The 24,775-nt window shown below is 55.6% G+C and carries 21 protein-coding genes; 4 read left to right on the top strand and 17 right to left on the bottom strand.

All coding sequences use genetic code 11. The features are described 5' to 3' along the window. Positions 1–2: 2 nt before the first annotated feature. From ftsB to cysG, 6 genes are all read right to left on the bottom strand, one after another. Positions 3–314: a cell division protein FtsB gene (ftsB, locus tag PYW49_RS11780; protein WP_008499609.1), complete on the bottom strand. Its 312-nt coding sequence runs from the start codon at positions 312–314 to the stop codon at positions 3–5. 166 nt (positions 315–480) lie between these two features. Beyond that, the gene (locus PYW49_RS11775) at positions 481–807 is read right to left on the bottom strand and encodes a DUF3561 family protein (protein WP_134348899.1); all 327 of its coding nucleotides are present in this window, start codon (positions 805–807) and stop codon (positions 481–483) included. Between the two features lie 58 nt (positions 808–865). Next, positions 866–1,471 (bottom strand): adenylyl-sulfate kinase, encoded by a 606-nt coding sequence (cysC, locus tag PYW49_RS11770; RefSeq protein ID WP_021241908.1) that lies wholly within the window; start codon positions 1,469–1,471, stop codon positions 866–868. Continuing rightward, positions 1,471–2,895 carry a sulfate adenylyltransferase subunit CysN gene (cysN, locus tag PYW49_RS11765; protein WP_320386496.1) on the bottom strand — a complete coding sequence of 475 codons (1,425 nt, stop codon included), beginning with the start codon at positions 2,893–2,895 and terminating at the stop codon, positions 1,471–1,473. Before cysN ends, cysC begins: the two co-directional genes overlap by 1 nt. Before the next feature lie 9 nt (positions 2,896–2,904). Beyond that, positions 2,905–3,813 carry a sulfate adenylyltransferase subunit CysD gene (gene cysD / locus PYW49_RS11760; protein WP_010434549.1) on the bottom strand — a complete coding sequence of 303 codons (909 nt, stop codon included), beginning with the start codon at positions 3,811–3,813 and terminating at the stop codon, positions 2,905–2,907. Between the two features lie 9 nt (positions 3,814–3,822). After that, entirely contained in the window at positions 3,823–5,181 is a 1,359-nt protein-coding gene (gene cysG, locus PYW49_RS11755; RefSeq protein WP_407057609.1) for a siroheme synthase CysG, read from the bottom strand. A gap of 237 nt (positions 5,182–5,418) precedes the next feature. Between cysG and PYW49_RS11750 the strand changes: the two genes are divergently transcribed. Next, positions 5,419–6,462 carry an aminopeptidase gene (locus tag PYW49_RS11750; protein ID WP_134348896.1) on the top strand — a complete coding sequence of 348 codons (1,044 nt, stop codon included), beginning with the start codon at positions 5,419–5,421 and terminating at the stop codon, positions 6,460–6,462. Positions 6,463–6,534: 72 nt separating this feature from the next. Here the strand turns inward: PYW49_RS11750 and cysH are convergent, their stop codons facing one another. The 3 genes from cysH to cysJ are packed head-to-tail and all read right to left on the bottom strand — an operon-like array spanning position 6,535 to position 10,802. Then, positions 6,535–7,269 carry a phosphoadenosine phosphosulfate reductase gene (cysH, locus tag PYW49_RS11745; RefSeq protein ID WP_134348895.1) on the bottom strand — a complete coding sequence of 245 codons (735 nt, stop codon included), beginning with the start codon at positions 7,267–7,269 and terminating at the stop codon, positions 6,535–6,537. A 15-nt stretch (positions 7,270–7,284) separates the two neighbouring features. Then, on the bottom strand, positions 7,285–8,997 hold the full coding sequence (gene cysI, locus PYW49_RS11740) for an assimilatory sulfite reductase (NADPH) hemoprotein subunit (protein WP_320386495.1): 1,713 nt from the start codon (positions 8,995–8,997) through the stop codon (positions 7,285–7,287). Continuing rightward, positions 8,997–10,802: an NADPH-dependent assimilatory sulfite reductase flavoprotein subunit gene (gene cysJ, locus PYW49_RS11735; protein WP_320386494.1), complete on the bottom strand. Its 1,806-nt coding sequence runs from the start codon at positions 10,800–10,802 to the stop codon at positions 8,997–8,999. The genes cysI and cysJ overlap by 1 nt, the downstream gene beginning before the upstream one ends. 305 nt (positions 10,803–11,107) lie before the next feature. On the opposite strand from cysJ, the gene queD reads away from it, so the two are divergent. After that, positions 11,108–11,470, top strand: coding sequence for a 6-carboxytetrahydropterin synthase QueD (gene queD, locus PYW49_RS11730; protein WP_023309002.1), 363 nt, complete (start codon positions 11,108–11,110; stop codon positions 11,468–11,470). Between the two features lie 87 nt (positions 11,471–11,557). Here the strand turns inward: queD and queE are convergent, their stop codons facing one another. From queE to PYW49_RS11715, 3 genes are read right to left on the bottom strand one after another with little or no spacing between them, the layout of a single operon-like run. Further along, positions 11,558–12,229: a 7-carboxy-7-deazaguanine synthase QueE gene (queE, locus tag PYW49_RS11725; RefSeq protein WP_134348892.1), complete on the bottom strand. Its 672-nt coding sequence runs from the start codon at positions 12,227–12,229 to the stop codon at positions 11,558–11,560. Between the two features lie 54 nt (positions 12,230–12,283). Then, positions 12,284–12,991, bottom strand: a complete 708-nt coding sequence (locus PYW49_RS11720) for an N-acetylmannosamine-6-phosphate 2-epimerase (RefSeq protein ID WP_320386493.1) — start codon at positions 12,989–12,991, stop codon at positions 12,284–12,286. Further along, positions 12,991–14,550 (bottom strand): PTS transporter subunit EIIC, encoded by a 1,560-nt coding sequence (locus PYW49_RS11715; protein ID WP_320386492.1) that lies wholly within the window; start codon positions 14,548–14,550, stop codon positions 12,991–12,993. Before PYW49_RS11715 ends, PYW49_RS11720 begins: the two co-directional genes overlap by 1 nt. A 165-nt stretch (positions 14,551–14,715) precedes the next feature. Here PYW49_RS11715 and PYW49_RS11710 point away from each other — a divergent pair, with 165 nt between their 5' ends. Both PYW49_RS11710 and PYW49_RS11705 read left to right on the top strand, forming a co-directional pair. Next, entirely contained in the window at positions 14,716–15,540 is an 825-nt protein-coding gene (locus PYW49_RS11710; RefSeq protein ID WP_134348889.1) for a MurR/RpiR family transcriptional regulator, read from the top strand. A 358-nt stretch (positions 15,541–15,898) separates the two neighbouring features. Then, the gene (locus PYW49_RS11705; protein ID WP_320386491.1) at positions 15,899–17,008 is read left to right on the top strand and encodes an SDR family oxidoreductase; all 1,110 of its coding nucleotides are present in this window, start codon (positions 15,899–15,901) and stop codon (positions 17,006–17,008) included. Positions 17,009–17,061: 53 nt separating this feature from the next. On the opposite strand, the gene eno is transcribed toward PYW49_RS11705, so the two are convergent. The 5 genes from eno to rlmD all read right to left on the bottom strand — a co-directional run bounded on the left by eno (position 17,062) and on the right by rlmD (position 24,745). Next, a complete protein-coding gene (eno, locus tag PYW49_RS11700; protein WP_134348887.1) occupies positions 17,062–18,360 on the bottom strand; it encodes a phosphopyruvate hydratase in 1,299 nt (432 codons plus the stop codon). 82 nt (positions 18,361–18,442) lie between these two features. Beyond that, positions 18,443–20,080, bottom strand: a complete 1,638-nt coding sequence (pyrG, locus tag PYW49_RS11695) for a glutamine hydrolyzing CTP synthase (RefSeq protein ID WP_063144726.1) — start codon at positions 20,078–20,080, stop codon at positions 18,443–18,445. A 223-nt stretch (positions 20,081–20,303) separates the two neighbouring features. Then, positions 20,304–21,095 (bottom strand): nucleoside triphosphate pyrophosphohydrolase, encoded by a 792-nt coding sequence (mazG, locus tag PYW49_RS11690; protein WP_134348886.1) that lies wholly within the window; start codon positions 21,093–21,095, stop codon positions 20,304–20,306. A gap of 68 nt (positions 21,096–21,163) precedes the next feature. After that, positions 21,164–23,395, bottom strand: a complete 2,232-nt coding sequence (gene relA / locus PYW49_RS11685; RefSeq protein ID WP_320386490.1) for a GTP diphosphokinase — start codon at positions 23,393–23,395, stop codon at positions 21,164–21,166. Positions 23,396–23,446: 51 nt separating this feature from the next. Continuing rightward, the gene (gene rlmD / locus PYW49_RS11680) at positions 23,447–24,745 is read right to left on the bottom strand and encodes a 23S rRNA (uracil(1939)-C(5))-methyltransferase RlmD (RefSeq protein ID WP_320386489.1); all 1,299 of its coding nucleotides are present in this window, start codon (positions 24,743–24,745) and stop codon (positions 23,447–23,449) included. Between the last annotated feature and the right edge of the window lie 30 nt (positions 24,746–24,775).

Here is a 24,775-nt window from a genome sequence, read left to right as displayed (position 1 = left end):
GATTATCGATTGTTTTGTGCTGAGCCCTGATTGCGTTTAGACGCATCCGGAACCAGACGATAAAAGGTTTCGCCCGGCTTAGTCATACTGAGTTCATTGCGTGCGCGTTCCTCAATCGCCTCTTGCCCGCCATTGAGGTCATCAATTTCAGCAAAGAGTTGATCGTTTCGCGCCTTAAGTTTGGCGTTTGTTGCCTGCTGAGCCGCGACGTCATCGCTCACCCGGCTATAGTCGTGCAGTCCGTTCTTACCGAACCACAGCGAATATTGCAGCCAGATTAGCAAAGCCAGCAACAGCAGCGTTAGTTTACCCATCCTGCCCCCTGAAAAACGGCATCATCATCCCAAGACTTCCCCAGAGCACTACGCCGGGGTAACAGAGATGCCGCAACATCGCGGGCAAATGTACCACATTTTTTCCGCAGAATCGTCCTGCACAATATCGTTACACAGTTGGTTACGGTTTGAATTATGGCTGAAGTTAGCCCATGAGCCACAAAAATAACAGACCAAACATCAGAACCACCGTCACAATCGTGACCACGGTGCTGTAGAGGAGCTTACCGTTGAGCAGCGAGTGCAGCGCAATGCCGACGACAACCGCCACAGGCATCAACGCCAGGAAGAAAGGCCAGGTGTAGAGAAAGAAGAACAGCGTGTTACCGCCGTAGATGAGAAACGGAATGCCAAGCGCCAGCAACCATGAGACGAAGCCAATGATGGCCCCAGGAAATGACCAGGTCGTTTCGTCGTCGGTCGCTAGCGGCTCCGACCCGGTGGTGATGATAAAATTTTCACTGTTGCGCATAGCTAATCCTGTGACCGTGACTCATCGTTCGGGAAGACAGCTCCCGAACGATACCGTCTCAGGATCTGATAATATCGTCCCGTCTGAGCAGGTCTAATAATTGGCTTACTAAATTTGTTACCAATTGTTGACCCTCCAGGTGAATTTCAGGCGATTCAGGCGCTTCGTATACCGCGTCAATTCCGGTGAAGTTGCGCAGTTCACCGGCACGGGCTTTTTTGTACAGCCCTTTCGGATCGCGGGCTTCGCAAACTTCCAGCGGGGTGTCGACAAACACTTCGATAAAACGATCCTGACCCACGCGCTCGCGCACCATCTGGCGCTCGGCGCGGTGCGGAGAGATAAACGCAGTCAGCACCACCAGCCCGGCGTCTGCCATCAGGCTGGCGACTTCCCCGACCCGGCGGATGTTCTCTTTACGATCGTCGTCGCTGAACCCTAAATCGCTGCACAGGCCGTGGCGCACGTTGTCACCATCCAGCAGGTACGTGCTTACGCCCTGCTGATGCAACGCCTCTTCCAGCGCGCCTGCAACCGTCGACTTACCCGAGCCCGATAGCCCGGTAAACCACAGCACAACTCCACGGTGACCGTGGAGTTGCTCGCGCTGGGCGACGGTGACCGGATGAGGATGCCAGACGACGTTCTCATCATGGGCGGCCATTACTTGCCTCCCAGCAGATCGCGTGCGCCCCAGTGCGGGAAGTGCTTACGCACCAGCGCGTTCAGCTCCAGCTCAAAGGCGCTGAATTCAGATGCCAGGTTCGCCTGCTCGTTTGGCTCACGCACCATGCCCGCGCCGACGGTGACGTTCGTCAGGCGGTCGATAAAGATAAGCCCACCCGTCACCGGGTTCTGCTGATACGGATCCAGCACCAGAGGTTCGTCAAAGGTCAGATCCACCAGACCAATACCGTTCAGCGGCAGTTCGGTGACCTCGCGCTGGGTTAGGTTGTTGATATCCACCTGGAACTGAATGCCGTCCACGCGGGCGCGGGTTTTCTTGCCGGCAATTTTGATGTCATAGCTCTGACCAGCAGTCAGCGGCTGCTCCGCCATCCATACCACGTCCACGGAAGCACCCTGCACGGCGGCCAGCGTTTCCTGGGCATCTACCAGCAGGTCGCCCCGGCTGATATCTATTTCGTCTTTCAGTACCAGGGTTACCGCTTCACCGGCGCCCGCTTCCTGCAGGTCACCATCGAAGGTGACGATACGGGCGATAGTCGATTCCACGCCGGATGGCAGCACCTTAACACGCTGCCCCACCTTCACGGAGCCTGATGCGAGGGTACCGGAAAAGCCGCGGAAATCGAGGTTCGGACGGTTCACGTACTGCACCGGGAAGCGCATCGGCTGAGTGTCGACCACACGCTGAATTTCAACGGTTTCCAGCACTTCCAGCAGCGTCGGGCCGCTGTACCACGGCATATTCGCGCTCTGGGACGCGACGTTATCCCCTTCCAGCGCCGAGATCGGCACAAAGCGAATATCGAGGTTGCCCGGCAGCTGTTCGGCAAAGGTCAGGTAGCTCTGGCGGATCTCCTCGAACTTATCTTCGCTGAAGTTCACCAGATCCATCTTGTTGACCGCCACCACCAGGTGTTTGATCCCCAGCAGCGTGGAGATAAAGCTGTGGCGACGGGTCTGATCCAGCACGCCTTTACGGGCGTCGATCAGCAGGATCGCCAGCTCGCAGGTCGACGCGCCGGTCGCCATATTGCGGGTGTACTGCTCGTGCCCCGGGGTATCGGCGATAATAAATTTGCGCTTCTCGGTGGAGAAGTAGCGATAGGCCACGTCGATGGTGATGCCCTGCTCGCGCTCCGCCTGCAGGCCATCCACCAGCAGCGCCAGATCCAGCTTTTCGCCCTGGGTACCGTGACGTTTACTGTCGTTATGCAGGGAAGAGAGCTGGTCTTCGTAAATCTGGCGCGTATCGTGCAGCAGTCGGCCAATCAGGGTACTTTTCCCGTCATCTACGCTGCCGCAGGTCAGAAAACGCAGCAGGCTTTTATGTTGTTGGGCGTGCAGATACGCTTCCACGCCGCCTTCGTTGGCAATTTGTTGAGCAATAGTGGTGTTCATGGCGGTTCCTTAGAAATAACCCTGACGTTTCTTCAGCTCCATGGAGCCTGCCTGGTCGCGGTCAATCACGCGCCCCTGTCGCTCGCTGGTGGTCGACACCAGCATCTCTTCGATGATCTCCGGCAGCGTCTGCGCGCTGGATTCCACCGCGCCGGTCAACGGCCAGCAGCCAAGGGTACGGAAACGCACCATCTGTTGTTTGATCACTTCGCCCGGCTGCAGGTCGATGCGATCGTCGTCGATCATCATCAGCATGCCGTCGCGCTCCAGCACCGGACGCTCAGCGGCCAGATACAGCGGAACGATTTCGATGTTTTCCAGATAGATATACTGCCAGATATCCAGCTCGGTCCAGTTGGAGAGCGGGAAGACGCGGATGCTTTCGCCTTTGTTGATCTGGCCGTTGTAGTTGTGCCACAGCTCCGGACGCTGGTTTTTAGGGTCCCAGCGGTGGAAGCGGTCGCGGAAGGAGTAGATACGCTCTTTGGCGCGGGATTTCTCTTCGTCACGGCGCGCGCCGCCGAAGGCCGCATCAAAACCGTATTTGTTCAGCGCCTGCTTCAGCCCTTCGGTTTTCATGATATCGGTGTGTTTAGCGCTGCCGTGCACGAACGGGTTAATGCCCATCGCCACCCCTTCCGGGTTTTTATGCACCAGCAGCTCGCAGCCGTAGGCTTTTGCGGTACGGTCGCGGAATTCGTACATCTCACGGAATTTCCAGCCGGTATCCACATGCAGCAGCGGGAACGGCAGCGTACCTGGGTAAAACGCTTTACGCGCCAGATGCAGCATGACGCTGGAATCTTTACCGATGGAGTACATCATCACCGGGTTAGAAAACTCGGCGGCCACTTCGCGGATAATATGGATACTTTCCGCTTCGAGCTGCCGCAGGTGTGTAAGACGTTTTTGGTCCATAACCGTTCCTTAAGCCAAATTTATGACAGAAGCGCCGAAGCCTTCTGTGTCGGTTGTGTGCTGAAACCAGGCGAGCGTGCTGTGCAACTGCACCACTTCCCCCACCACGATCAGGGCGGGCATAGGGGCGTCTTTCGCCAGGGTTGCAAGATCGTTAAGCGTGCCGATAGCAACGTGCTGATCGACGCGCGTACCGCGAGAAATGACGGCAACGGGCGTCGTCGCTGCGCGACCGTGCTGAATAAGTTGTTCGCTGATGTCCGCCGCCTTCATCGTGCCCATGTAGATAGCCAGCGTCTGTCGGCTCTGGGCGAGGTGCGACCAGTCAAACGGCGTGCTGTCGGCCTTGTAGTGGCCGGTCACAAAGGTCACGCTCTGGGCGTAATCGCGGTGGGTCAGTGGAATACCGGCGTAGGCCGTTACCGCAGAGGCCGCCGTGATGCCTGGCACCACCTGGAACGGCACCCCGGCTTCGGCTGCCGCCTGCAGCTCTTCGCCGCCGCGGCCGAAGATAAACGGATCGCCACCTTTCAGGCGCACCACGGTTTTCCCCGCTTTGGCGGCGTCAATCAGCATCTGGTTGGTGTCGTGCTGCGGGACGGAGTGTTCGCCAGCCCGTTTGCCAACACAGATTTGCTCCGCGTCGCGACGGATCAGTTCGCGCACGCCATCGGTGACCAGATGGTCATAGAACACCACGTCCGCGTCCTGCAGCACCTGCAGGCCACGCAGCGTCAGAAGCCCGGCATCGCCCGGCCCTGCCCCCACCAGAATGATCTCCCCGCCCGTACTGCCGGGGTTGTCCAGTTCGTCTTCGAGGATTTTTTGCGCCGCCGTCTCATTTCCGGCATGCATCAGGCTGGCAAAGCGGCCGCGAAACACGCGCTCCCAGAAGCGACGGCGTTCCGTCACGCTGGTCAGGCGGGTTTTCAGATGGTTGCGCCAGTAGCTGGCTTTTTCCGCCATACGCCCAAGGCTGGTTGGCAGCAGCGCTTCGATTTTTTCACGCAGCACGCGCGCCAGCACCGGTGCGGTGCCGCCGGAAGAGATGGCGACCAGCAGCGGAGATCTGTCGACAATCGACGGGAAGATAAACGAGCACAAAGGCTGGTCGTCGACCACGTTCACCAGGCGGTAACGCGCCTGAGCGGCGTCGGAGACGCGCCGGTTCAGCTCGCGATCTTCGGTCGCCGCAATCACCAGCACCACGCTGTCGATTTGTGATTCATCGAAATCCGCCTCTGTGACGACCTGCACCTGCGCACCTGCGCGCTTGAGAAACGCGATTTTGCGATCGGCAATCTCACCCGTACCGACAACCAGTACCGGTTTCTCTTTAATCGCAGCAAATAAGGGCAGATAGTCCACAAGCAACAACTCACTAACAGCAAGGAATAGAGGGACTATAGGGGGCGGCTTAGACTGAATGAAATTACGAATTGGAATGAGTAGTTACTCAATGGAATAACGCGATGAAAAAGCAAATATCAAAAAGTGCTTAACACGCGAAATTTCGGGCATTTAAGAGCAATTCAAATTGTGTATGGGCGATCACAGTTTCATACTAGGCGGGTTAAAATTTTGCTCTGTTTTTAAGGACTCACTATGTTTTCCGCAACGCGCCACCGTATCGTAGCCCTGGCGCTCGGCGTTTGCTTTATCCTTCCGGCTCAGGCAAAAAATCAACCGTATGGTGAAATCGCCAATCTACAGGCGCGGCATATTGCCACCGTCTTCCCTGGGCGCATGACCGGCTCACCGGCGGAAATGCTCTCCGCTGATTATATTCGCCAGCAGTTTGCCGACATGGGTTACCAGAGCGATATCCGCACGTTTCACAGCCGCTACGTTTATACCTCCAGAAATAAAAGCAAAAACTGGCATAACGTGACCGGCAGTACGGTTATTGCGGCGCATGAAGGTAGCGCGAATGAGCAGATTATTATTATGGCGCACCTGGATACCTACGCCCCGTTGAGTGACGCCGATACGGATAACAACCTCGGCGGGCTGACGCTACAGGGTATGGACGATAACGCGGCAGGCCTGGGCGTGATGCTCGAACTGGCCGAGCGGATGAAAGATATTCCAACCCAATATGGCATTCGTTTCGTTGCCACCAGCGGTGAAGAAGAGGGCAAACTCGGCGCTGAGAACCTCCTGAAGCGCATGAGCGCTGAGGAGAAGAAAAATACGCTGCTGGTGATCAACCTCGATAACCTGATCGTCGGCGATAAGCTTTATTTCAACAGCGGGCAGAGCACGCCGGGTACCGTGCGGAAACTGACGCGCGACCGGGCACTGGCGATTGCCCGCAGCCATGGGGTTTATGCCACCAGCAACCCTGGCGGTAACCCGGGCTATCCCCGAGGTACGGGCTGTTGCAACGACGGGGAAGTGTTCGATAAGGCAGGCATTCCGGTGCTGTACGTGGAAGCGACAAACTGGGCATTGGGCAAGAAAGATGGCTATCAGCAGCGGGCCAAATCGAAAGCCTTCCCGAACGGGACAAGCTGGCATAACGTGATGCTGGATAATCAGCAGCACATTGATAGCGCCCTGCCGCAGCGCATTGAACACCGCAGCCGGGATGTAGTGAAAGTGATGCTGCCGCTGGTGAAAGAACTGGCAAAAGCGGGGAAAGCCTGAGGTTTTTAAGTATAGCGAGGCCTGATGCCCTCACCCCAACCCTCTCCCACAGGGAGAGGGAGGAAATGGGAATCACCCTTCGTGCAACCCGCACTCGCGCTTCAGCCCAAAGAATCGCGTCTCTTCTTCCGCCATTCCCGGTTCCCATTTACGCGTGGTGTGGGTATCGCCCACTGACAGGTAGCCCTGATCCCACAGCGGATGGTACTTCAGCCCGTGTTTTTGCAGGTACTGGTACACCGTCCGGTTATCCCAGTCGATAATCGGCAGCACTTTAAAGACCCCGCGCTGCACCGCCAGCACAGGCAGCGTGGCGCGGCTGCCGGACTGTTCGCGGCGTAAACCCGCGAACCACGTCTGTGCATTAAGCTCTTTCAGCGCCCGGTTCATCGGCTCGACTTTGTTGATCTCATTGTATTTCTCAATGCCCTCAACGCCTTGTTCCCACAGTTTGCCGTAGCGTGCCTCCTGCCAGGCCGCGCTTTCCGTCGCGCGATAGACTTTCAGGTTCAGCTTGAGCTTGTCCGTCAGCTCATCGATAAACTGGTAGGTTTCCGGGAACAGGTAGCCGGTATCGGTGAGGATCACCGGAATGTCCGGACGGATCTGATTCACCAGGTGCAAACTGACCGCCGCCTGAATACCAAAGCTCGACGACAGCACGTAGTCTCCCGGCAGGTTTTCCAGCGCCCACGCCACGCGCCCTTCGGCGTCCAGCTTTTCCAGCTGGGCGTTGGTTTCTGCGAGTGCCAGAATGCGTTCGACTTTTGGCAGTTCGTTAAGCGCGTTTAGATCGAGTACGGACATAATTACCTCTCGTGGTTACTCCCAGAAATCCCTGGCGGGATCGAGCACCGGGCGAATGATGCCCGCACGCACCGTAAAGTCGCCGAAGCCTTCACCCGCTTCGCGCTCTTTCGCCCAGCGCCCGACAAGCTCGTCGATGGAATCGAGAATTTCCGGTTCCGTGATATTTTCGCGATACATCCGCGGAATACGCGTCCCCATACGGTTACCGCCGAGGTGTACGTTGTAGCGACCCGGCGCTTTACCCACCAGCCCCAGCTCGGCCAGCATCGCACGACCGCAGCCGTTCGGGCAGCCGGTGACGCGCATAACAATATGCTCGTCCGGAATGCCGTGTTTTTCCAGAATCGCTTCCACTTTGTCAGTAAATGACGGCAGGAAACGTTCCGCTTCGGCCATCGCCAGCGGGCAGGTCGGGAACGACACGCAGGCCATCGAGTTTTCACGCTGCGGTTTGACCGCATCCATCAACCCGTGCTCGCGCGCCAGCTTCTCGATCTTCGCCTTCTGGCTCTCAGGCACGCCGGCAATAATCAGATTCTGGTTAGCGGTAATGCGGAACTCGCCTTTATGGATCTTCGCAATTTCCAGCAGACCGGTTTTCAGCGGACGGCCCGGATAGTCCAGGATACGGCCGTTTTCGATAAACAGCGTCAGGTGCCATTTATTGTCGATGCCTTTGACCCAGCCAATACGATCGCCGCGCCCGGTGAATTCGTAAGGGCGAACAGGCTCAAATTTGATCCCCGCACGACGCTCCACTTCCTCTTTGAACATCTCAACGCCCACGCGCTCCAGGGTGTATTTGGTTTTCGCGTTTTTACGGTCGGTACGGTTGCCCCAGTCGCGCTGGGTGGTGACCACCGCTTCCGCCACGGCCAGCGTGTGCTCCAGCGGCAGGAAGCCGAACTCGCTCGCAGTGCGGGCATAGGTTTTCTTGTTACCGTGCTCAATGGACAGGCCGCCGCCCACCAGCAGGTTAAAGCCCACCAGCTTGCCGTTTTCTGCAATCGCCACGAAGTTCATGTCGTTGGCATGCAGGTCGATGTCGTTCTGCGGCGGGATCACCACCGTGGTTTTGAACTTACGCGGCAGGTAGGTCTGACCGAGGATCGGCTCTTCGTCCGTGGTGGCAACTTTTTCCTGATCGAGCCAGATCTCCGCATAGGCGCGGGTGCGCGGCAGCAGGTGCTCGGAGATCTTCTTCGCCCACTCGTACGCTTCGGCGTGCAGCTCGGACTCATACGGGTTAGAGGTACAGAGCACGTTACGGTTCATGTCGTTGGCAGTCGCCAGCGCGTCCAGCCCGACGGAGTGGAGCATCTGGTGCACCGGCTTCACGTTCTTCTTCAGAATGCCGTGGAACTGGAAGGTCTGACGGTTGGTCAGACGGATGCTGCCGTAAATCGTGTTTTCACCCGCAAACTTGTCGATGGCCTGCCACTGTTTGGTGGTGATCACCCCGCCCGGCAGGCGGCAGCGCAGCAGCATCGCATGACGCGGCTCCAGCTTCTGTTCAGCACGCTCGGCGCGGATGTCGCGGTCATCCTGCTGATACATGCCGTGGAAACGGATTAGCAGGAAGTTGTCACCTTTGAAACCGCCGGTGAGACCGTCATTCAGATCTTCAGCAATGGTGCCGCGCAGGTAGTTGCTTTCCAGCTTCATGCGCTCGGCGTCTGTCAGTTTACCTTCGACCACCAGTGGCCCTGGATGTTTTTCGCTCATTAGTAGACATCTCGCTGATAACGGCGCTCAACGCGCAGCTCACTTAAAAATTCATCCGCCGTTTCGGCATCCATACCGCCGAATTCGGCAATCACTTCCAGCAGTGTCTGCTCAACGTCTTTCGCCATGCGATTAGCGTCGCCGCAGACATAAATGTGGGCACCGTCATTGATCCAGCGCCACAGCTCTGCGCCCTGTTCGCGCAGTTTGTCTTGTACGTATACTTTTTCTTTCTGGTCGCGGGACCAGGCCAGATCGATGCGGGTCAGTACGCCTTCTTTCACGTAGCGCTGCCACTCAACCTGGTAGAGGAAATCTTCCGTAAAGTGCGGGTTGCCGAAGAACAGCCAGTTTTTACCCGGCGCGCCGTCCGCCGCGCGCTGCTGCATAAAGGCGCGGAACGGCGCAATGCCGGTGCCCGGGCCAATCATGATGACAGGGGTTTCCGGGTTCGTCGGCAGACGGAAGTTGTCGTTGTGCTCAATAAAGACGCGCACTTCACCCTCTTCTTCCACGCGGTCCGCGAGGAAGCTTGATGCCCCACCCGCGCGGGCGCGGCCTTCGATGTCATAACGCACTACGCCCACGGTGATATGCACTTCGCTTTCCACCTCTGCCTGGGAAGAGGCGATGGAGTACAGGCGGGGAGCCAGCGGACGCAGCAGGCCGATCAGCGCGTCGGCATCCAGCTGCGCCGGAGAGAAACGCACCATATCGACAATTGGCGTGGTCGCAGCGTAATGATGCAGTTTCGCTTTGTCGCCTACCAGCGGCAGCAAGGATTCGCTGCGCGTTAAGGTGGCATAATTTTCGACGATATTTGGGGTGTTCACCGTCAGCTCAAAATGCCACTGCAGCGCTTCGGAAAGCGGCTGGGTTTTCCCGTCAACGGTGACGGGCTCCGTGCCTTTCAGCCACAGCAGCTCAACCAGCTCTTTCACCAGCGCCGGATCGTTCTGATACCAGACGCCCAGGGCATCGCCAGGCTGGTAGCGCAGGCCGGAGTCGCCGAGATCGATTTCGATATGGCGGACGTCTTTTTCCGAATCGCGGCCGGTGATCTTTTGATTCACCGACAGGCTCGCGGCCAGGGGTGCCTCTTTGGTGTACGGACTGGTGTGAATGTCGTTAACGGCACCCGTCGCGGTGAACGCGGCCTGTGCCGGCGTCTCTTTCGGCACGCGGGCTTTCAGCACCTCAACGATGCGCGCACGCCATTCCGCGGCGGCGGGCTGGTATTCAACATCCGCGTCAACGCGGTCCAGCAGGCGCTCTGCGCCCAGCTCCGCCAGCTTGCTGTCGAAGTCTTTACCGGACTGGCAGAAGAATTCATAAGAGGTATCGCCCAGGCCAAAGACGGCAAACGCGGTGCCATCCAGTTTTGGCGCTTTTTTCGAGAACAGGAACTTATGCAGCGCCACCGCTTCTTCAGCGGGTTCACCTTCACCCTGGGTAGAGGCGACCACCACCAGCAGTTTTTCCGACGCGATTTGTTTGAATTTATAATCCCCGGCGTTGACCAGGTTCACGTTCAGTTTGGCGGCCAGCAGGTCGTCACGCAGCGCCTCGGCCACGCGGCGGGCATTGCCCGTCTGCGAGGCGGAAATCAGGGTAATGGCCGGAATTTCAACGGCCGTTGCCGGTGCACCCGCCACAGTGCCAGGCTGCTGGTTGAGCATTCCCCAGAAATAGCCGGAGACCCAGGCAAGCTGAGTGGGAGAAAAATCAGAGGTGGCAGCCTGAAGGCGCGCTAGTTGCTCCGGGTTCAGGGGAAGCAAATTTGAAGGTGGGGCCTGTGTTGTCATGCGTTGTTATGTTCCAGTAGCAAAGCGGAATTTATGCAAAAAGACCAAACTAGAGATAAGGTTAACGGCGAGGATAATAACAATTAAAGAAGGGATGGAAATAATAAATAACCAAATGGACTAACCTGTTTTAGTTGTCATACTTAGCGATAAAACCGATTAATTAACCTATTGAAAATTATCGATAAAAACCACAAAAAACGCCTGTTAACGAGACGCCAGGCTTCAGAGCCGTTTTAGTTAATGCTAAAAATTGTGCTTTCCGGTACTATGCGGCGGTTTTTTCCGCATTACTGAGAGCGATCATGTCCACCACACTGTTTAAAGATTTCACCTTCGAAGCCGCCCATCACCTTCCGCATGTTCCTGAAGGGCATAAATGCGGCCGTTTGCATGGGCATTCGTTTATGGTGCGTCTTGAGATCACCGGTGAAGTTGATCCGCATACCGGTTGGATCATGGATTTTGCCGAACTGAAGGCGGCGTTTAAACCGACCTACGATCGTCTGGATCATTACTACCTGAATGATATCCCGGGCCTTGAAAACCCGACCAGCGAAGTGCTGGCGAAATGGATTTGGGATCAGATGAAGCCGCTGGTGCCGCTGCTGAGCGCGGTGATGATCAAAGAGACCTGTACCGCTGGCTGTATCTATCGCGGGGAGTGATGCTTGCCGGGTGGCGCTGACGCTTACCCGGCCTACAAAAGCCTCGAACCGTAGGCCCGGTAAGCGCTAGCGCCACCGGGCTTTTTTTTAGGCAATATTCAGGTATTTGTGCGTCTGCATCGACAGGCGCCAGTTGCGCGCAATACAGGTTTCAATACACAGGCGCGTCGCGTCCTCTTTCTGACTGATAGGCTGCAGGGCAATGACCCGCTGCTTTTCGTCCGCCAGTGTAGCCAGCAGTTCATCCAGCGCTTCGATATCACGCACGCGCCCGACAGGGTGCTTGATCTCATCCGCGCGCTCCAGTGCCTGAGACAGCACATCATATCCGCCGCGCATATTCACTTTTGGCGAGACCGTCACCCAGGTGGCGTGCGAGCAGCGCACTTCATGGGTGCCGCTGGTTTCAATCTGGCAGCTGTAGCCGTTCTTTTCGAGCAGCTCGGTCAGCGGTGTCAGATCGTGGATGCAGGGTTCACCGCCGGTGATCACCACGTGGCGCGCCGTCCAGCCCTGTCGACCAATAATGGCCAGCAGATCTTCTGAACTGCCCGCGCCCCACTTATCGCTCTCTTTGGTTTTCGCCAGAATGCTAAACAGCGACACTTCCCGATCTGCGAGCTTATCCCACGTATGTTTGGTATCACACCAGGCACAGCCAACCGGGCATCCCTGTAAACGGATAAAGATAGCGGGAACGCCGGTAAAGTAACCCTCGCCTTGCAGGGTCTGGAACATCTCGTTAATCGGGTACTGCATAGTCATCTCAGTAAAGGGGATAAACGATAAGTATCGCAGATCCCCGCCGGATGGTCATGCTCCATCGGTGCTTTGCGCGCCAATCGCCGTCATAAACCGTTCGGTAATTTGCTGGGGACGGGTGATCGCACCGCCGACAACAACCGTATGCGCGCCCAGCGCCAGACACCTCGCCGCACGCTCGGGGGTATCCACATTGCCTTCGGCAACCACAGGAACCGTAACGGCTGCCAGCACCGCCTTCAGGAACGCACAGTCATTATCGGGCAAGGCACGGCCCGCGGTGTCCGCCGTATAGCCATAAAGCGTGGTTCCGATGCAATCAAAACCCAGCGCCTGCGCCATCTCGGCCTCGTCTACAGAGGAAATGTCCGCCATCAGCAGCACCGAGGGATAACGTGAGCGGATGCGCGTAACCAGCGCGCCCAGGGGTTCACCCCCGGGGCGTTCCCGCGCCGTCGCGTCAAGGGCAATGATCTCCGGAGAGACGGTCATGAGCTCATCCACTTCTTTCATCGTCGCGGTGATAAACACCTCGCTCCCGGGATAATCCCGTTTGATGATGCCTATAACAGGCAACGACACCTGCTGTTTAATGGCCTCGATATCCACCACGCTGTTGGCGCGAATGGCGGCAGCACCGCCATGCGCCGCCGCCAGCGCCATTCGCGACATAATAAACGGGCTGTGCAAGGGTTCGTTTTCCAGCGCCTGACAGGAGACGACCAGTTTTCCCTTCAGGTTATCCAGTACAGTTTTCATTACGATAAGATCTCTTCCACTTCGTTTTTGATAATCGTGACGTGCGGGCCATAAATGACCTGAACACCGTTACCGCGCACGATAACGCCGCGCGCGCCGGTGGCTTTCAGCGCCGCGTCATTCACCTTGCTGCCGTCTTTGACCGTGACGCGAAGACGCGTGGCGCAGCAGTCCACCTCTTCCAGATTGTCTTTTCCGCCTAATCCGGCGATCACCGCCATGGCACGTTCGCTTTGCGGGAGGGTAACCTCGTCAGCTACCGCCTCCTTTTCACGGCCCGGCGTAGCGAAATCGAAGCGGTTAATCAGGTAGCGGAACGTGAAGTAGTAAAGGAAGAACCACGGCACGCCGACCAGCGGGACGAACATCCAGTGGGTTTTGGCCTCGCCCTGCAAAATGCCGAACAGCACGAAGTCGATAAAACCGCCGGAGAAGGTTTGTCCGATGGTGATATGCAGCATGTGCGCGAGCATAAATGCCAGCCCGTCAAACAGCGCATGGATGACGTAGAGCACCGGCGCAATAAACAGGAAGGAGAACTCGATGGGCTCGGTAATCCCGGTCAGGAACGAGGTTAATGCCGCAGAGAGCAGCAGCCCGGCAACGCGTTTTTTATTCGCGGGTTTTGCCGTGTGGTACATCGCCAGACACGCGCCGAGCAGGCCAAACATCATCGTAATAAAGCGCCCGGACATGAAACGTGACGTGCCTTCGTAAAACTGACGCGTGGTGGGATCGGCCAGTTGGGCGAAGAAGATCCGCTGTGTGCCCTCAACAAGGTGACCGTTGACAATCTCACTGCCGCCGAGCGCGGTGGTCCAGAACGGCAGATAGAAGATGTGGTGCAAACCAAACGGGCCCAGCATGCGCAGAATGAAGCCGTACAGCAGAGTACCCAGATAGCCGGTAGCATCCACCAGCCCGCCCAGACCAAAAATCAGTTTCTGGAAATGCGGCCAGACCACGGTCATTGCGGCCCCGACGAGTATCGCCGCCAGCGAGCTGATAATGGGGACAAAGCGTGAGCCGCCAAAGAACCCGAGAAACTGCGGAAGCGCGATTTTATTAAACCGATGATGGAGCGCGCAGGTCACCAACCCAATCACCACGCCGCCAAACACGCCGGTTTCCAGCGTCTGAATACCCAGCGTCATGCCCTGCCCCACGGCACCCGGGTTCTCATGCGCCAGTTTTCCGGTGAGGATCAGCAGCGCGTTGATGGTGGCATTCATCACCAGAAACGCGAGCAACGCCGCCAGCCCAGCCGTGCCCTTATCGCTTTTTGCCAGCCCGACGGCCACCCCAACCGCAAACAGCACCGAGAGGTTCGCAAAGACGATTGAACCTGCGCTGCTCATGATGGTGAAAATCGCCTGCAGCCAGCCCACATCTAAAAATGGATAAGCCGTCAGCGTATTCGGATTCGATAACGCGCCGCCTATCCCCAGCAGCAGACCCGCCGCAGGCAACACGGCGATAGGCAACATAAAGGATTTGCCAAAGCGCTGCGCTTTTTCAAACCATCCGCCCGAAGAAGCTCCACTGAACATTTGCATCATTTTTTTATCCCCTCGCTTAACGATGAAAATTTTTACCATATAAATATTTAATAGTGAAAATTATCATCAATAACCAGGAGGCCGATCATACTTTTTCAAAATGACTGGCATCTTTCCCCCGCTTTCCGCCACACTAGGCGCAGAGAAATACTTTAAGGACCTGGCATGTCGGATCATGAAAACCTGCTGCTGAAGCTCCGCCAGGAGGCTTCCGGGTACAGCCCAACACAACAAAAACTCGGTGAGTTTGTCCTCAACGATCCTGCCCGGGTGCTCTACCTGACGATCACGGAACTGGCGCGCGAGAGCCACACCAGCGAGGCCAGCGTAACGCGTCTTTGCCGCACGCTGGGCTGCAAGGGCTATAACGAATTTAAAATGGCGCTTGCGCTGGATATTCAGCAGGGCCAGCCCGCACGTCAGGCGGGGGATGAAATTGATAATGTCGTGGATGAATCGGTGCAGGCTCTGCAGGATACCGCCAGGCTCCTCGACCGCACGCTGCTTGAAAAGGCCGCACTGGCGCTGCATCAGGCGCAGTCCGTACAGATTTATGGTGTCGCGGCCAGCGCGATCCTCGGGGAGTATCTGCACTACAAGCTGCTGCGGCTGGGCAAACCCGCACAGCTGTTTAGCGATATGCACCGCGCAGCCATGAACGCCACAACGCTCTCGCAAGAGACCCTGGTCGTGGCTATCTCCAGCTCGGGTTCAACGCGGGATTTGCTCCACGTGGTGAAACTTGCCCGCAAGCGCGGCGTTAAGGTTCTTGCACTCAGCAATACACCCCGCAGCCCGCTGGCGTCCCTGAGCGATATGCAGCTGGTTGCCGCCAAACCTGAGGGGCCACTGAGCGCAGGCGCGCTCAATGCTAAAGTTGGGGTCATGCTGTTGGTTGAGTTGCTGACCACATCCATGATAGCGCTGGATGGCCATTACGGTGACGTTAGCCAGCAAACAGCCAGTGCCACACTTCCCCTGTTGCTCTAAAAACCCTTCGCAGGCTAAATAAAATAGCCTGCGGTTTACGTCGTCTGATTTTAGTTAAGTGGTATTTATATCATTAACCCGGTAAATGTTTGGTGTAACAAAGTATTATATTTATTACATTCTGAATTAATGTTCCTGAGCTGAAGTAATGCTTAAAAATCATTTAAAATCAATAAATTAAAATATAAATATTAATAAATTGAATTTTTATCCTGCCCGCAATGTCCAATAACTCCACCTGATTTCCTTTCCTTAAAATAAGCTTAAGATGCTGTCGGTTTCGGCGTTTTATTATTTAAATGCCGTTTACTTTTGCACGCCTACAATCCGCCTTATCAATCATAATGAGACGGTATTAATGAAAATGTTATTGATTACAGGCGTGACCGGATTTCTGGGCGGTGCAGTACTTGAAAAAATCCTGACTAACGATCAATCCGTAAAACTCCTTTTGCTTGCGCGTGCCGGCGATCCGCAAAGCGGGCTGGAGCGCGTGCAGGAGAACATGCGCAAGTTCAACGTTCCCGAGGAAAAACTGGCCTCTCTGAGTGTGGATAACATCCTCATTGGCGATCTCAGCCAGCCTGAAGATTTTCTGAACGATCCACGTCTGGACCAGGTAACGCATGTCGTTAACTGTGCGGCTGTCGCCTCATTTGGTAATAACCCGCTGATCTGGAAGGTCAATGTAGAAGGTACGCTTGCGCTGGCGCGCCGCATGGAGCAGGTTTCAACGCTACAGCGTTTCCTCCACGTTGGCACTGCAATGTCATGCACGCCGGAGCAAGATTCCCTGGTCGCCGAAAGCGCTGAATTCAGAGAGAATGCTGAGCACCTGGTGGAATATACTTTTTCGAAGTCAACCATCGAACAGCTGATGCGCCAGGAGTGTCCGAACCTGCCGCTGCTCATCGCTCGTCCGTCCATCGTTGTCGGCCATACCCGCCACGGCTGCACGCCGTCGAGCAGTATTTTCTGGGTCTTCAGCATGGGCCTGATGCTGCAGAAGTTTATGTGCTCAATGGAAGACAGAATTGACGTTGTTCCGGTGGACTATTGTGCCGACGCGATGTTAATGCTGCTCAACAGCAACGCTCGTCCGGGAGAAGTGGTACACATTTCTGCGGGGGAAGAGAACAGCGTTCGCTTTGCGGATATCGATCAGGCTATGGCGCAGGCGCTGGAGAAAGCTCCGGTCGGTGATAAATATGCCCAGGTCAGCTATGAAACGCTGGTCAGAATGCGCCGCGAGTTGAAAACTATTTTTGGCCCGTGCAACGAACGTCTGATGCTGAAAGCCATGCGGTTATACGGTGCATTTGCCACACTTAACGTGCGCTTCAGCAACGATAAGCTGCTGAGCATGGGGATGCCAAAACCTCCCCGGTTTACGGATTACATCGCTCGCTGCGTACAAACCACCCAGGGACTGACCATTCCGGAGCAAATGGCTGTCGATTTCAAATAGCCAAAAAAAATGCCAGTCATATGACTGGCATTTTCATTTTAAGGCTTAAGCAATTATGCCTGGCCTTTGATCTCTTTCAGACCGTTGTATGGTGCTTTTTCGCCCAGCGCTTCTTCGATACGAATCAGCTGGTTGTATTTAGCAACACGGTCAGAACGGCTCATAGAACCGGTTTTGATCTGGCCTGCAGCGGTACCAACAGCCAGGTCGGCAATGGTAGCGTCTTCAGTTTCGCCAGAACGGTGAGAGATAACAGCGGTGTAGCCAGCGTCTTTCGCCATTTTGATCGCAGCCAGAGTTTCGGTCAGAGAACCGATCTGGTTGAATTTGATCAGGATGGAGTTAACGATGCCTTTCTCGATGCCTTCTTTCAGGATCTTGGTGTTGGTTACGAACAGGTCGTCACCAACCAGCTGGATTTTGTCGCCCAGTACTTTAGTCTGGTATGCGAAGCCAGCCCAGTCAGACTCGTCCAGACCGTCTTCGATAGACACGATTGGGTACTGTTTGGTCAGGTCTTCCAGGAAGTGAGTGAACTCTTCGGAGGTGAACGCTTTGTTGCCTTCGCCAGCCAGAACGTATTTACCGTCTTTGTAGAATTCAGATGCTGCACAGTCCATCGCCAGGGTGATGTCTTTGCCCAGCTCGTAGCCAGCAGCTTTTACTGCTTCTGCGATAACAGCCAGTGCTTCTGCGTTAGAACCCAGGTTTGGCGCATAGCCCCCTTCGTCACCCACAGCAGTGTTCATACCTTTAGCTTTCAGAACTTTAGCCAGGTTGTGGAACACTTCAGAACCCATACGTACGGCTTCTTTCAGGGATTTCGCGCCAACTGGCTGAATCATGAATTCCTGAATATCAACGTTGTTGTCTGCGTGCTCACCACCGTTGATGATGTTCATCATCGGTACAGGCATGGAGTATTTGCCTGGGGTGCCGTTCAGTTCAGCGATGTGCTCGAACAGTGGCTGGCCTTTCGCTGCTGCTGCTGCTTTGGCGTTAGCCAGGGAAACAGCCAGGATTGCGTTCGCACCGAAGTTAGATTTGTTTTCAGTACCGTCCAGATCGATCATGATCTTGTCGATGCCAGCCTGGTCTTTGGCGTCTTTGCCAAGGATTGCCTGAGCAATAGGACCGTTTACAGCGCCAACCGCTTTCAGTACGCCTTTGCCCATGAAGCGAGATTTGTCGCCATCGCGCAGTTCCAGCGCTTCGCGGGAACCAGTAGAAGCACCTGATGGAGCAGCAGCCATACCAACGAAACCACCTTCCAGGTGAACTTCGGCTTCAACGGTCGGGTTACCACGGGAGTCGATGATTTCACGACCGATGACTTTAACGATTTTGGACATTAGATTTTCCTCAGTACAAGTTAAACTAAAACTCCAGACAAACAACGCGTACCCAAGGTACGCGTTGCCGTTCTAACTTTTTTTACTTCGCCTGACGCTTTTGGTAGTCGCTGGCGGCTTTCACGAAGCCTGCAAACAGCGGATGCCCGTCACGTGGCGTAGAAGTAAATTCCGGGTGGAACTGGCAGGCGACAAACCACGGATGGTTTGGCACTTCAATGATCTCGACTAACTGATCATCCCCGGAGCGGCCCGCAACACGCAGGCCCGCGGCTTCAATAGGTTTCAACAGCATGTTGTTGACTTCATAGCGGTGACGATGGCGCTCGGTGATGACCGGCTCGCCATACAGCTTGCGAACCACGCTGTCGTCAGAAAGCTGGCAGGCCTGTGCGCCAAGACGCATGGTACCACCCAGATCGCTCTTCTCAGTACGGACTTCGACGTTACCTTCTTCGTCACGCCATTCAGTGATAAGCGCCACTACAGGGTACTTACAGTCTGGCACAAATTCCGTAGAGTTCGCGTTTTCCATTCCCGCTACGTTGCGCGCAAATTCGATCAGCGCAACCTGCATACCCAGGCAGATGCCGAGGTATGGAATATTGTTTTCACGCGCATAGCGCGCGGTGGCGATCTTGCCTTCTACACCACGGTAGCCGAAGCCGCCAGGGATAAGGATAGCATCCAGATCTTTCAGGATTTCAACGCCACGCGTTTCAACATCCTGTGAATCAATCAGCTTGATGTTCACAGAGACACGGTTCTTCAGACCACCGTGTTTCAGCGCTTCGATAACAGACTTATAGGCGTCCGGCAGTTCAATGTACTTGCCGACCATACCGATAGTCACTTCGCCTGCCGGGTTGGCTTCTTCGTAAATAACCTGTTCCCATTCAGACAGGTTAGCTTCCGGACAGTTCAAGCTGAATCGTTTACAAATATAATCGTCCAGGCCCTGCGATTTCAACAGGCCCGGGATTTTATAAATGGAATCGACGTCTTTCATTGAAATAACGGCTTTTTCAGGCACGTTACAGAACAATGCAATTTTCGCACGTTCATTCGCCGGAACGGCGCGATCGGAACGGCAAACCAGGATATCTGGCTGAATACCAATGGAGAGCAGCTCTTTCACAGAGTGCTGAGTCGGCTTGGTTTTCACTTCACCTGCGGCTGCCATGTAAGGCACCAGCGTCAGGTGCATGAACAGCGCGTTTTCACGGCCAATATCTACCGCCAGCTGACGAATCGCTTCCAGGAATGGCAGGGATTCGATATCACCCACGGTACCACCGATTTCAACCAGCACCACGTCGTGGCCTTCGCCACCCGCAACAATGCGTTCTTTGATTGCGTTAGTGATGTGCGGAATAACCTGAACGGTTGCACCCAGATAGTCACCACGGCGCTCTTTACGCAGAACGTCGGAGTAGATGCGGCCAGTCGTAAAGTTGTTACGACGGGTCATTTTGGTGCGGATGAAACGCTCGTAGTGGCCAAGATCCAGATCGGTTTCAGCGCCGTCTTCAGTAACGAACACTTCCCCGTGTTGGATTGGGCTCATGGTGCCAGGATCGACGTTGATGTACGGATCCAGTTTCATCATGGTCACATTGAGGCCACGGGCTTCAAGAATGGCTGCGAGGGAGGCTGCGGCAATGCCTTTACCCAGAGAGGATACGACCCCGCCGGTCACAAAAATATAGTTCGTTGTCATGCTGAACCTGAGAAGTTAGGGTGAAACGATGGAATAACCAGGACGGGAAAGTAGTATACCCGAACACGGCGAGCGCCACAAACTTTCATTCTCCGTCTCCATTCCAGGCCATGACAAACATAAGGAGTGAGAAAATAGCCCCTTTTGGGTAAATGTTTTTGACGCAAATCAAGCGCTTGTCATTTAAAAAATCACACAAATTGCGCTTGATCGCAAAATTTCGTTAGAGATCAGATTCCTGGCGTTTTACTTCCTGCCAGACTTCTTCCATCGCCTCGAGGTCAATTCCGCTCATTTCCAGGCCACGCGAGGCCACTATCCGCTCAACTTCGCGAAAGCGTCGTTCGAATTTTATGTTGGCTTTTTGCAGCGCGGTTTCCGCTTTTACACCCAAATGGCGCGAAAGGTTGACGGTGGCGAACAGCAGATCACCCATCTCTTCTTCCAGCCTGGCTTCGTCAATAACAGCCTGCTGCGCTTCGTGCATCACTTCGTCGATCTCTTCGTGCACTTTATCCAGCACCGGGCCGAGGGAGTTCCAGTCAAATCCCACGGTGGAGCAGCGTTTCTGAATTTTATGCGCGCGCATCAGCGCGGGCAGGCTCATCGGGATATCATCCAGCGCCGAGTGTTGGGATTTTTCTGCACGTTCGGCGCTTTTTATTTGCTCCCAGCGGGCCAGCACTTCGGTGCTGTTCCCTGCGGTAGCATCACCGAAAATATGGGGATGACGGCGCTCAAGCTTGTCGCTGATGGCAGCGCAGATATCATCAAAGTTAAAGCGCCCTTCTTCCTGCGCCATTTGCGCATAGAACACCACCTGGAAGAGCAGATCGCCCAGCTCGCCGCGCAGGTCGTCAAAATCTTCGCGGGAAATGGCGTCCAGCACTTCATAGGTCTCTTCGAGGGTATACGGGGCGATGGTGGCAAAAGTCTGCTCTTTGTCCCACGGGCAGCCGTTTTCCGGGTCGCGAAGACGTTTCATGATGCCGAGCAGGCGGTCGATTTGAGTCATAATCTGTTCCATTAAAAAACAAGCCGGGTGGCGGCGAAGCCTTACCCGGCCTACATAAGAAAGTGCAGTTAACCGCCGTGCAGACGACGCGCGTCAATCACATCCGGCACCTGGTTCAGTTTGCCAAGTACGCGGCCCAGCACCTGCAGGTTATAGATTTCGATGGTCATATCGATAGTGGCAAGCTGCTCGCGGGTATCGCTGCGGCTGGCAACGCCCAGCACGTTGACCTTCTCGTTAGCGAGAATGGTGGTGATATCGCGCAGCAGACCGCTGCGATCGTTGGCGGTAACGCGTACCACCAGCGAGTAACCCGCAGAGTAGCTCTCACCCCAGACGGCTTCCACGATGCGCTCCGGTGCGTGTGATTGCAGCTCAGCGAGCTGGTCGCAGTCGGAGCGGTGAATAGAAATGCCGCGCCCCTGGGTGATAAAGCCGACGATGTCGTCCCCCGGAATAGGCTGGCAGCAGCGGGCAATGTGGTGCATCAGATTGCCCACGCCCTCGACCACCACGCGACCGTTGTCTTTGCTGCGCTGCTGCGGCGCGTAGGTTTTCTGCTGCAGCTGCTTCAGCGCCGCCGCGTCCTGCTCTGCTGCGCTTGGCTTATTGAACTGCGCCTGCAGGAAGTTCACCATCTGATTCAGACGGATATCACCGCCGCCAATGGCCGCTAACAGCTCGTCAAGCTCGTTGAAGTTGTAGCGCGGCAGCAGGAATTTCTCCGCCTCTTTCAGGCTTATCCCGATATGCTCCAGCTCGTCGTCAAGGATCTGGCGACCGGCAAGGATATTCTTGTCACGATCCTGCTTGCGGAACCAGGCGTGAATTTTCGAGCGCCCGCGGCTGGTGGTGACATAACCCAGGTTCGGGTTAAGCCAGTCCCTGCTCGGGTTGGGCTGCTTCTGGGTAATGATTTCAATTTGGTCACCCATCTGCAGTTGATAGGTGAACGGTACGATACGCCCGCCAATTTTCGCCCCGATGCAACGGTGCCCCACATCGCTGTGGATGTGGTAGGCAAAATCGAGCGGCGTGGAGCCGGCTGGCAGGTCGACAACGTCCCCTTTCGGGGTAAAGACATACACCCGATCGTCAAAGACCTGGCTGCGCACTTCGTCGAGCATCTCGCCAGAGTCGGCCATCTCTTCCTGCCACGCAATCAGCTTACGCAGCCAGGCAATGCGGTCTTCATGGCCTGAACGCGCCCCACCGGAGGTGCCTTCTTTGTATTTCCAGTGTGCAGCGACGCCCAGCTCAGCGTCTTCGTGCATCTGTTTGGTGCGGATCTGAATCTCGACCGTTTTGCCGCCAGGGCCAAGCACAACGGTATGGATAGACTGGTAGCCGTTAGGTTTGGGGTTGGCGACATAGTCATCGAACTCATCCGGCAGATGGCGGAAGTGAGTGTGTACGATCCCCAGCGCGGCATAGCAATCCTGCAGACGTTCCGCCACGATACGCACGGCGCGCACGTCAAACAGCTCGTCAAAGGCGAGGTGCTTCTTCTGCATTTTGCGCCAGATGCTGTAGATATGCTTTGGTCGGCCGTAGACTTCGGCGCGCACGTTCTCTTCTTTCATCGCCTGGCGCAAACCGCCGACAAATTCATCGATATAGTGTTCGCGGTCGATACGGCGCTCATGCAGGAGTTTGGCAATACGTTTGTATTCCGCCGGATGCAGGTAGCGGAAGCAATAATCTTCCAGCTCCCACTTCAGTTGACCAATCCCCAGGCGGTTCGCCAGCGGTGCATAAATGTTCGTACACTCTTTGGCAGCCAGCACACGCTCGTCTTCCGGTGCATCCTTCACTTCACGAAGATGGGCAATACGCTCAGCAAGCTTGATGACCACGCAGCGGAAATCATCCACCATGGCCAGCAGCATCCGGCGTACGTTGTCGACCTGTTCTGAGGAGACGGAATCTGTATGCGCGGCTTTTAGCTGGCGAATGGCTGCCATATCGCGCACGCCGTGGATAAGGGCAACGACGGATTTCCCGACGCTGTCGCCCAGCACATCTTCGCTGACCACGTCCGCATCTGCGAGGGGGAACAGAAGCGCGGCCTGCAGCGTTTCGATGTCCATGTTCAGCATGGATAAGATTTCAACCATCTCCACGCCGCGCCACAGGAGAAGATCGGCGTCGGAATGCCCCTGCGTGGTGCGCAGGCAATAGGCCCAGGTTTCGGTTAAGCGTTCACACGACTGCTGGCTGGAAATTCCCAGACTTGCGATCCATTTTTGTGGGTCAAATTCCCCAGCTTTATTAAGATGTGCACTTCTTACCGCAACCATTGTCCTCTCCTTTAGGGACCAGGGCCTGTCGAAGTCGACAAGCCAAACTCATTAAATGTGCTCGAACAACACCATCGATTCCAGATGCCCAGTGTGCGGGAACATGTCCAGCATTGCCAGACGCTGAATCTGGTAACCCGCGCTGAGTAATGCCTCGCTATCTCGGGCAAGCGTTGCCGGGTTACAGGAAACATAGACCACACGCTTCGGCGCGAGTTTAATAATATGCTGCATTACACCCGGGGCACCTGCACGCGCCGGGTCGAGAAGAATTTTATCAAAGCCCTGCTTTGCCCACGGCTGTTGAGTGACATCTTCCTCAAGATTTTGATGAAAGAATGTCACATTTTGCAAGCCGTTCTGTTGTGCGTTCTCCTGCCCTTTCGCTACCAGCGCGTCAACACCTTCCACGCCGACGACGCTGGCCGCTTTTCGCGCCAGCGGCAGCGTGAAGTTGCCCATTCCGCAGAACAGATCGAGTACCCGATCGCTTTTCTGGACATCCAGCCACGCCAGCGCTTTCTCAACCATCTGCTGGTTAACGCCATCATTCACCTGAATGAAATCCCGCGGGCTGAACGTTAAGCGTAGCCCGTTTGACGCATACCAGGGCGCATCACCGGTAACCTGCTCAAGTATCTCGCTTTGCGGTGCAAGGAAAAGCGCCAGGTCGTGGGAATGCGAAAAGCGTTCCAGTTTTTCACGATCTTCTTTCGACAACGACGCGGTATGGCGCAGGACCATCAGCGGGCCATTGTTTGCCATGACCAGTTCGACATGACCAAGGTGACGAACGCCGTCCAGTTCGGAGAGGCAGGTGCGCACGTCCGGAAGCAACGCCTCAAGATGGGGCACCAAAATGGGGCACTGCTTCACATCAACGATTTCGCTTGAACCGGCCTTGCGAAAACCCATCTCCAGCCGCGCCTTTTTTGGCTGATAGCTCAGGCTCAGGCGCGCGCGGCGGCGATAGCCCCAGGGCTCGTCGGCGAGGATCTCATTAACGTCGTGTTTAAGCAGACGCGCCAGAGCGTTGCTTTTGCTTTTTTGCTGTAATTCTGTGCTCGCATGCTGTTGCTGGCAGCCTCCACAAACGCCAAAATGCGCACAGCGAGGCTTGACGCGTTCCGGGCTATCGTTGAGGCGACGCTTAACCTGCCCGCGCGCGAACTGGCGTTTATCTTCCGTCAGCGTAATTTCTGCTCGTTCTGTAGGCAGCAAACCTGTTATAAACAGAGCCTTACCGTTGTGACGTGCCACCCCCTGACCAAAAGGATCGAGGTCCGTGGCTTCAACGGTTATGATTTCACGCGTCGTCACGCGTCGCTTTGCAGAGTAGAATTGCGCCATCGCCGAGATTTTTCTCAAATAAACATAATT

The organism is Enterobacter chinensis (genome assembly GCF_034008295.1).
GTDB classification, from domain to species: domain Bacteria; phylum Pseudomonadota; class Gammaproteobacteria; order Enterobacterales; family Enterobacteriaceae; genus Enterobacter; species Enterobacter chinensis.
Note: the sequence above shows the minus strand (reverse complement) of the source record. Positions and strands in the feature narration are given on the sequence as shown.

Excerpts from the sequence above, each read along its gene's own strand:
- cysJ (WP_320386494.1), bottom strand. The coding sequence starts at position 10,802 with ATGACAACACAGGCCCCACCTTCAAATTTGCTTCCCCTGAACCCGGAG.
- cysH (WP_134348895.1), bottom strand. The coding sequence starts at position 7,269 with ATGTCCGTACTCGATCTAAACGCGCTTAACGAACTGCCAAAAGTCGAA.
- PYW49_RS11705 (WP_320386491.1), top strand. The coding sequence starts at position 15,899 with ATGAAAATGTTATTGATTACAGGCGTGACCGGATTTCTGGGCGGTGCA.
- cysD (WP_010434549.1), bottom strand. The coding sequence starts at position 3,813 with ATGGACCAAAAACGTCTTACACACCTGCGGCAGCTCGAAGCGGAAAGT.
- PYW49_RS11710 (WP_134348889.1), top strand. The coding sequence starts at position 14,716 with ATGTCGGATCATGAAAACCTGCTGCTGAAGCTCCGCCAGGAGGCTTCC.
- cysI (WP_320386495.1), bottom strand. The coding sequence starts at position 8,997 with ATGAGCGAAAAACATCCAGGGCCACTGGTGGTCGAAGGTAAACTGACA.
- PYW49_RS11775 (WP_134348899.1), bottom strand. The coding sequence starts at position 807 with ATGCGCAACAGTGAAAATTTTATCATCACCACCGGGTCGGAGCCGCTA.
- relA (WP_320386490.1), bottom strand. The coding sequence starts at position 23,395 with ATGGTTGCGGTAAGAAGTGCACATCTTAATAAAGCTGGGGAATTTGAC.
- pyrG (WP_063144726.1), bottom strand. The coding sequence starts at position 20,080 with ATGACAACGAACTATATTTTTGTGACCGGCGGGGTCGTATCCTCTCTG.
- queD (WP_023309002.1), top strand. The coding sequence starts at position 11,108 with ATGTCCACCACACTGTTTAAAGATTTCACCTTCGAAGCCGCCCATCAC.
- PYW49_RS11750 (WP_134348896.1), top strand. The coding sequence starts at position 5,419 with ATGTTTTCCGCAACGCGCCACCGTATCGTAGCCCTGGCGCTCGGCGTT.
- cysC (WP_021241908.1), bottom strand. The coding sequence starts at position 1,471 with ATGGCCGCCCATGATGAGAACGTCGTCTGGCATCCTCATCCGGTCACC.
- PYW49_RS11715 (WP_320386492.1), bottom strand. The coding sequence starts at position 14,550 with ATGATGCAAATGTTCAGTGGAGCTTCTTCGGGCGGATGGTTTGAAAAA.
- cysN (WP_320386496.1), bottom strand. The coding sequence starts at position 2,895 with ATGAACACCACTATTGCTCAACAAATTGCCAACGAAGGCGGCGTGGAA.
- eno (WP_134348887.1), bottom strand. The coding sequence starts at position 18,360 with ATGTCCAAAATCGTTAAAGTCATCGGTCGTGAAATCATCGACTCCCGT.
- rlmD (WP_320386489.1), bottom strand. The coding sequence starts at position 24,745 with ATGGCGCAATTCTACTCTGCAAAGCGACGCGTGACGACGCGTGAAATC.
- PYW49_RS11720 (WP_320386493.1), bottom strand. The coding sequence starts at position 12,991 with ATGAAAACTGTACTGGATAACCTGAAGGGAAAACTGGTCGTCTCCTGT.
- mazG (WP_134348886.1), bottom strand. The coding sequence starts at position 21,095 with ATGACTCAAATCGACCGCCTGCTCGGCATCATGAAACGTCTTCGCGAC.
- queE (WP_134348892.1), bottom strand. The coding sequence starts at position 12,229 with ATGCAGTACCCGATTAACGAGATGTTCCAGACCCTGCAAGGCGAGGGT.
- ftsB (WP_008499609.1), bottom strand. The coding sequence starts at position 314 with ATGGGTAAACTAACGCTGCTGTTGCTGGCTTTGCTAATCTGGCTGCAA.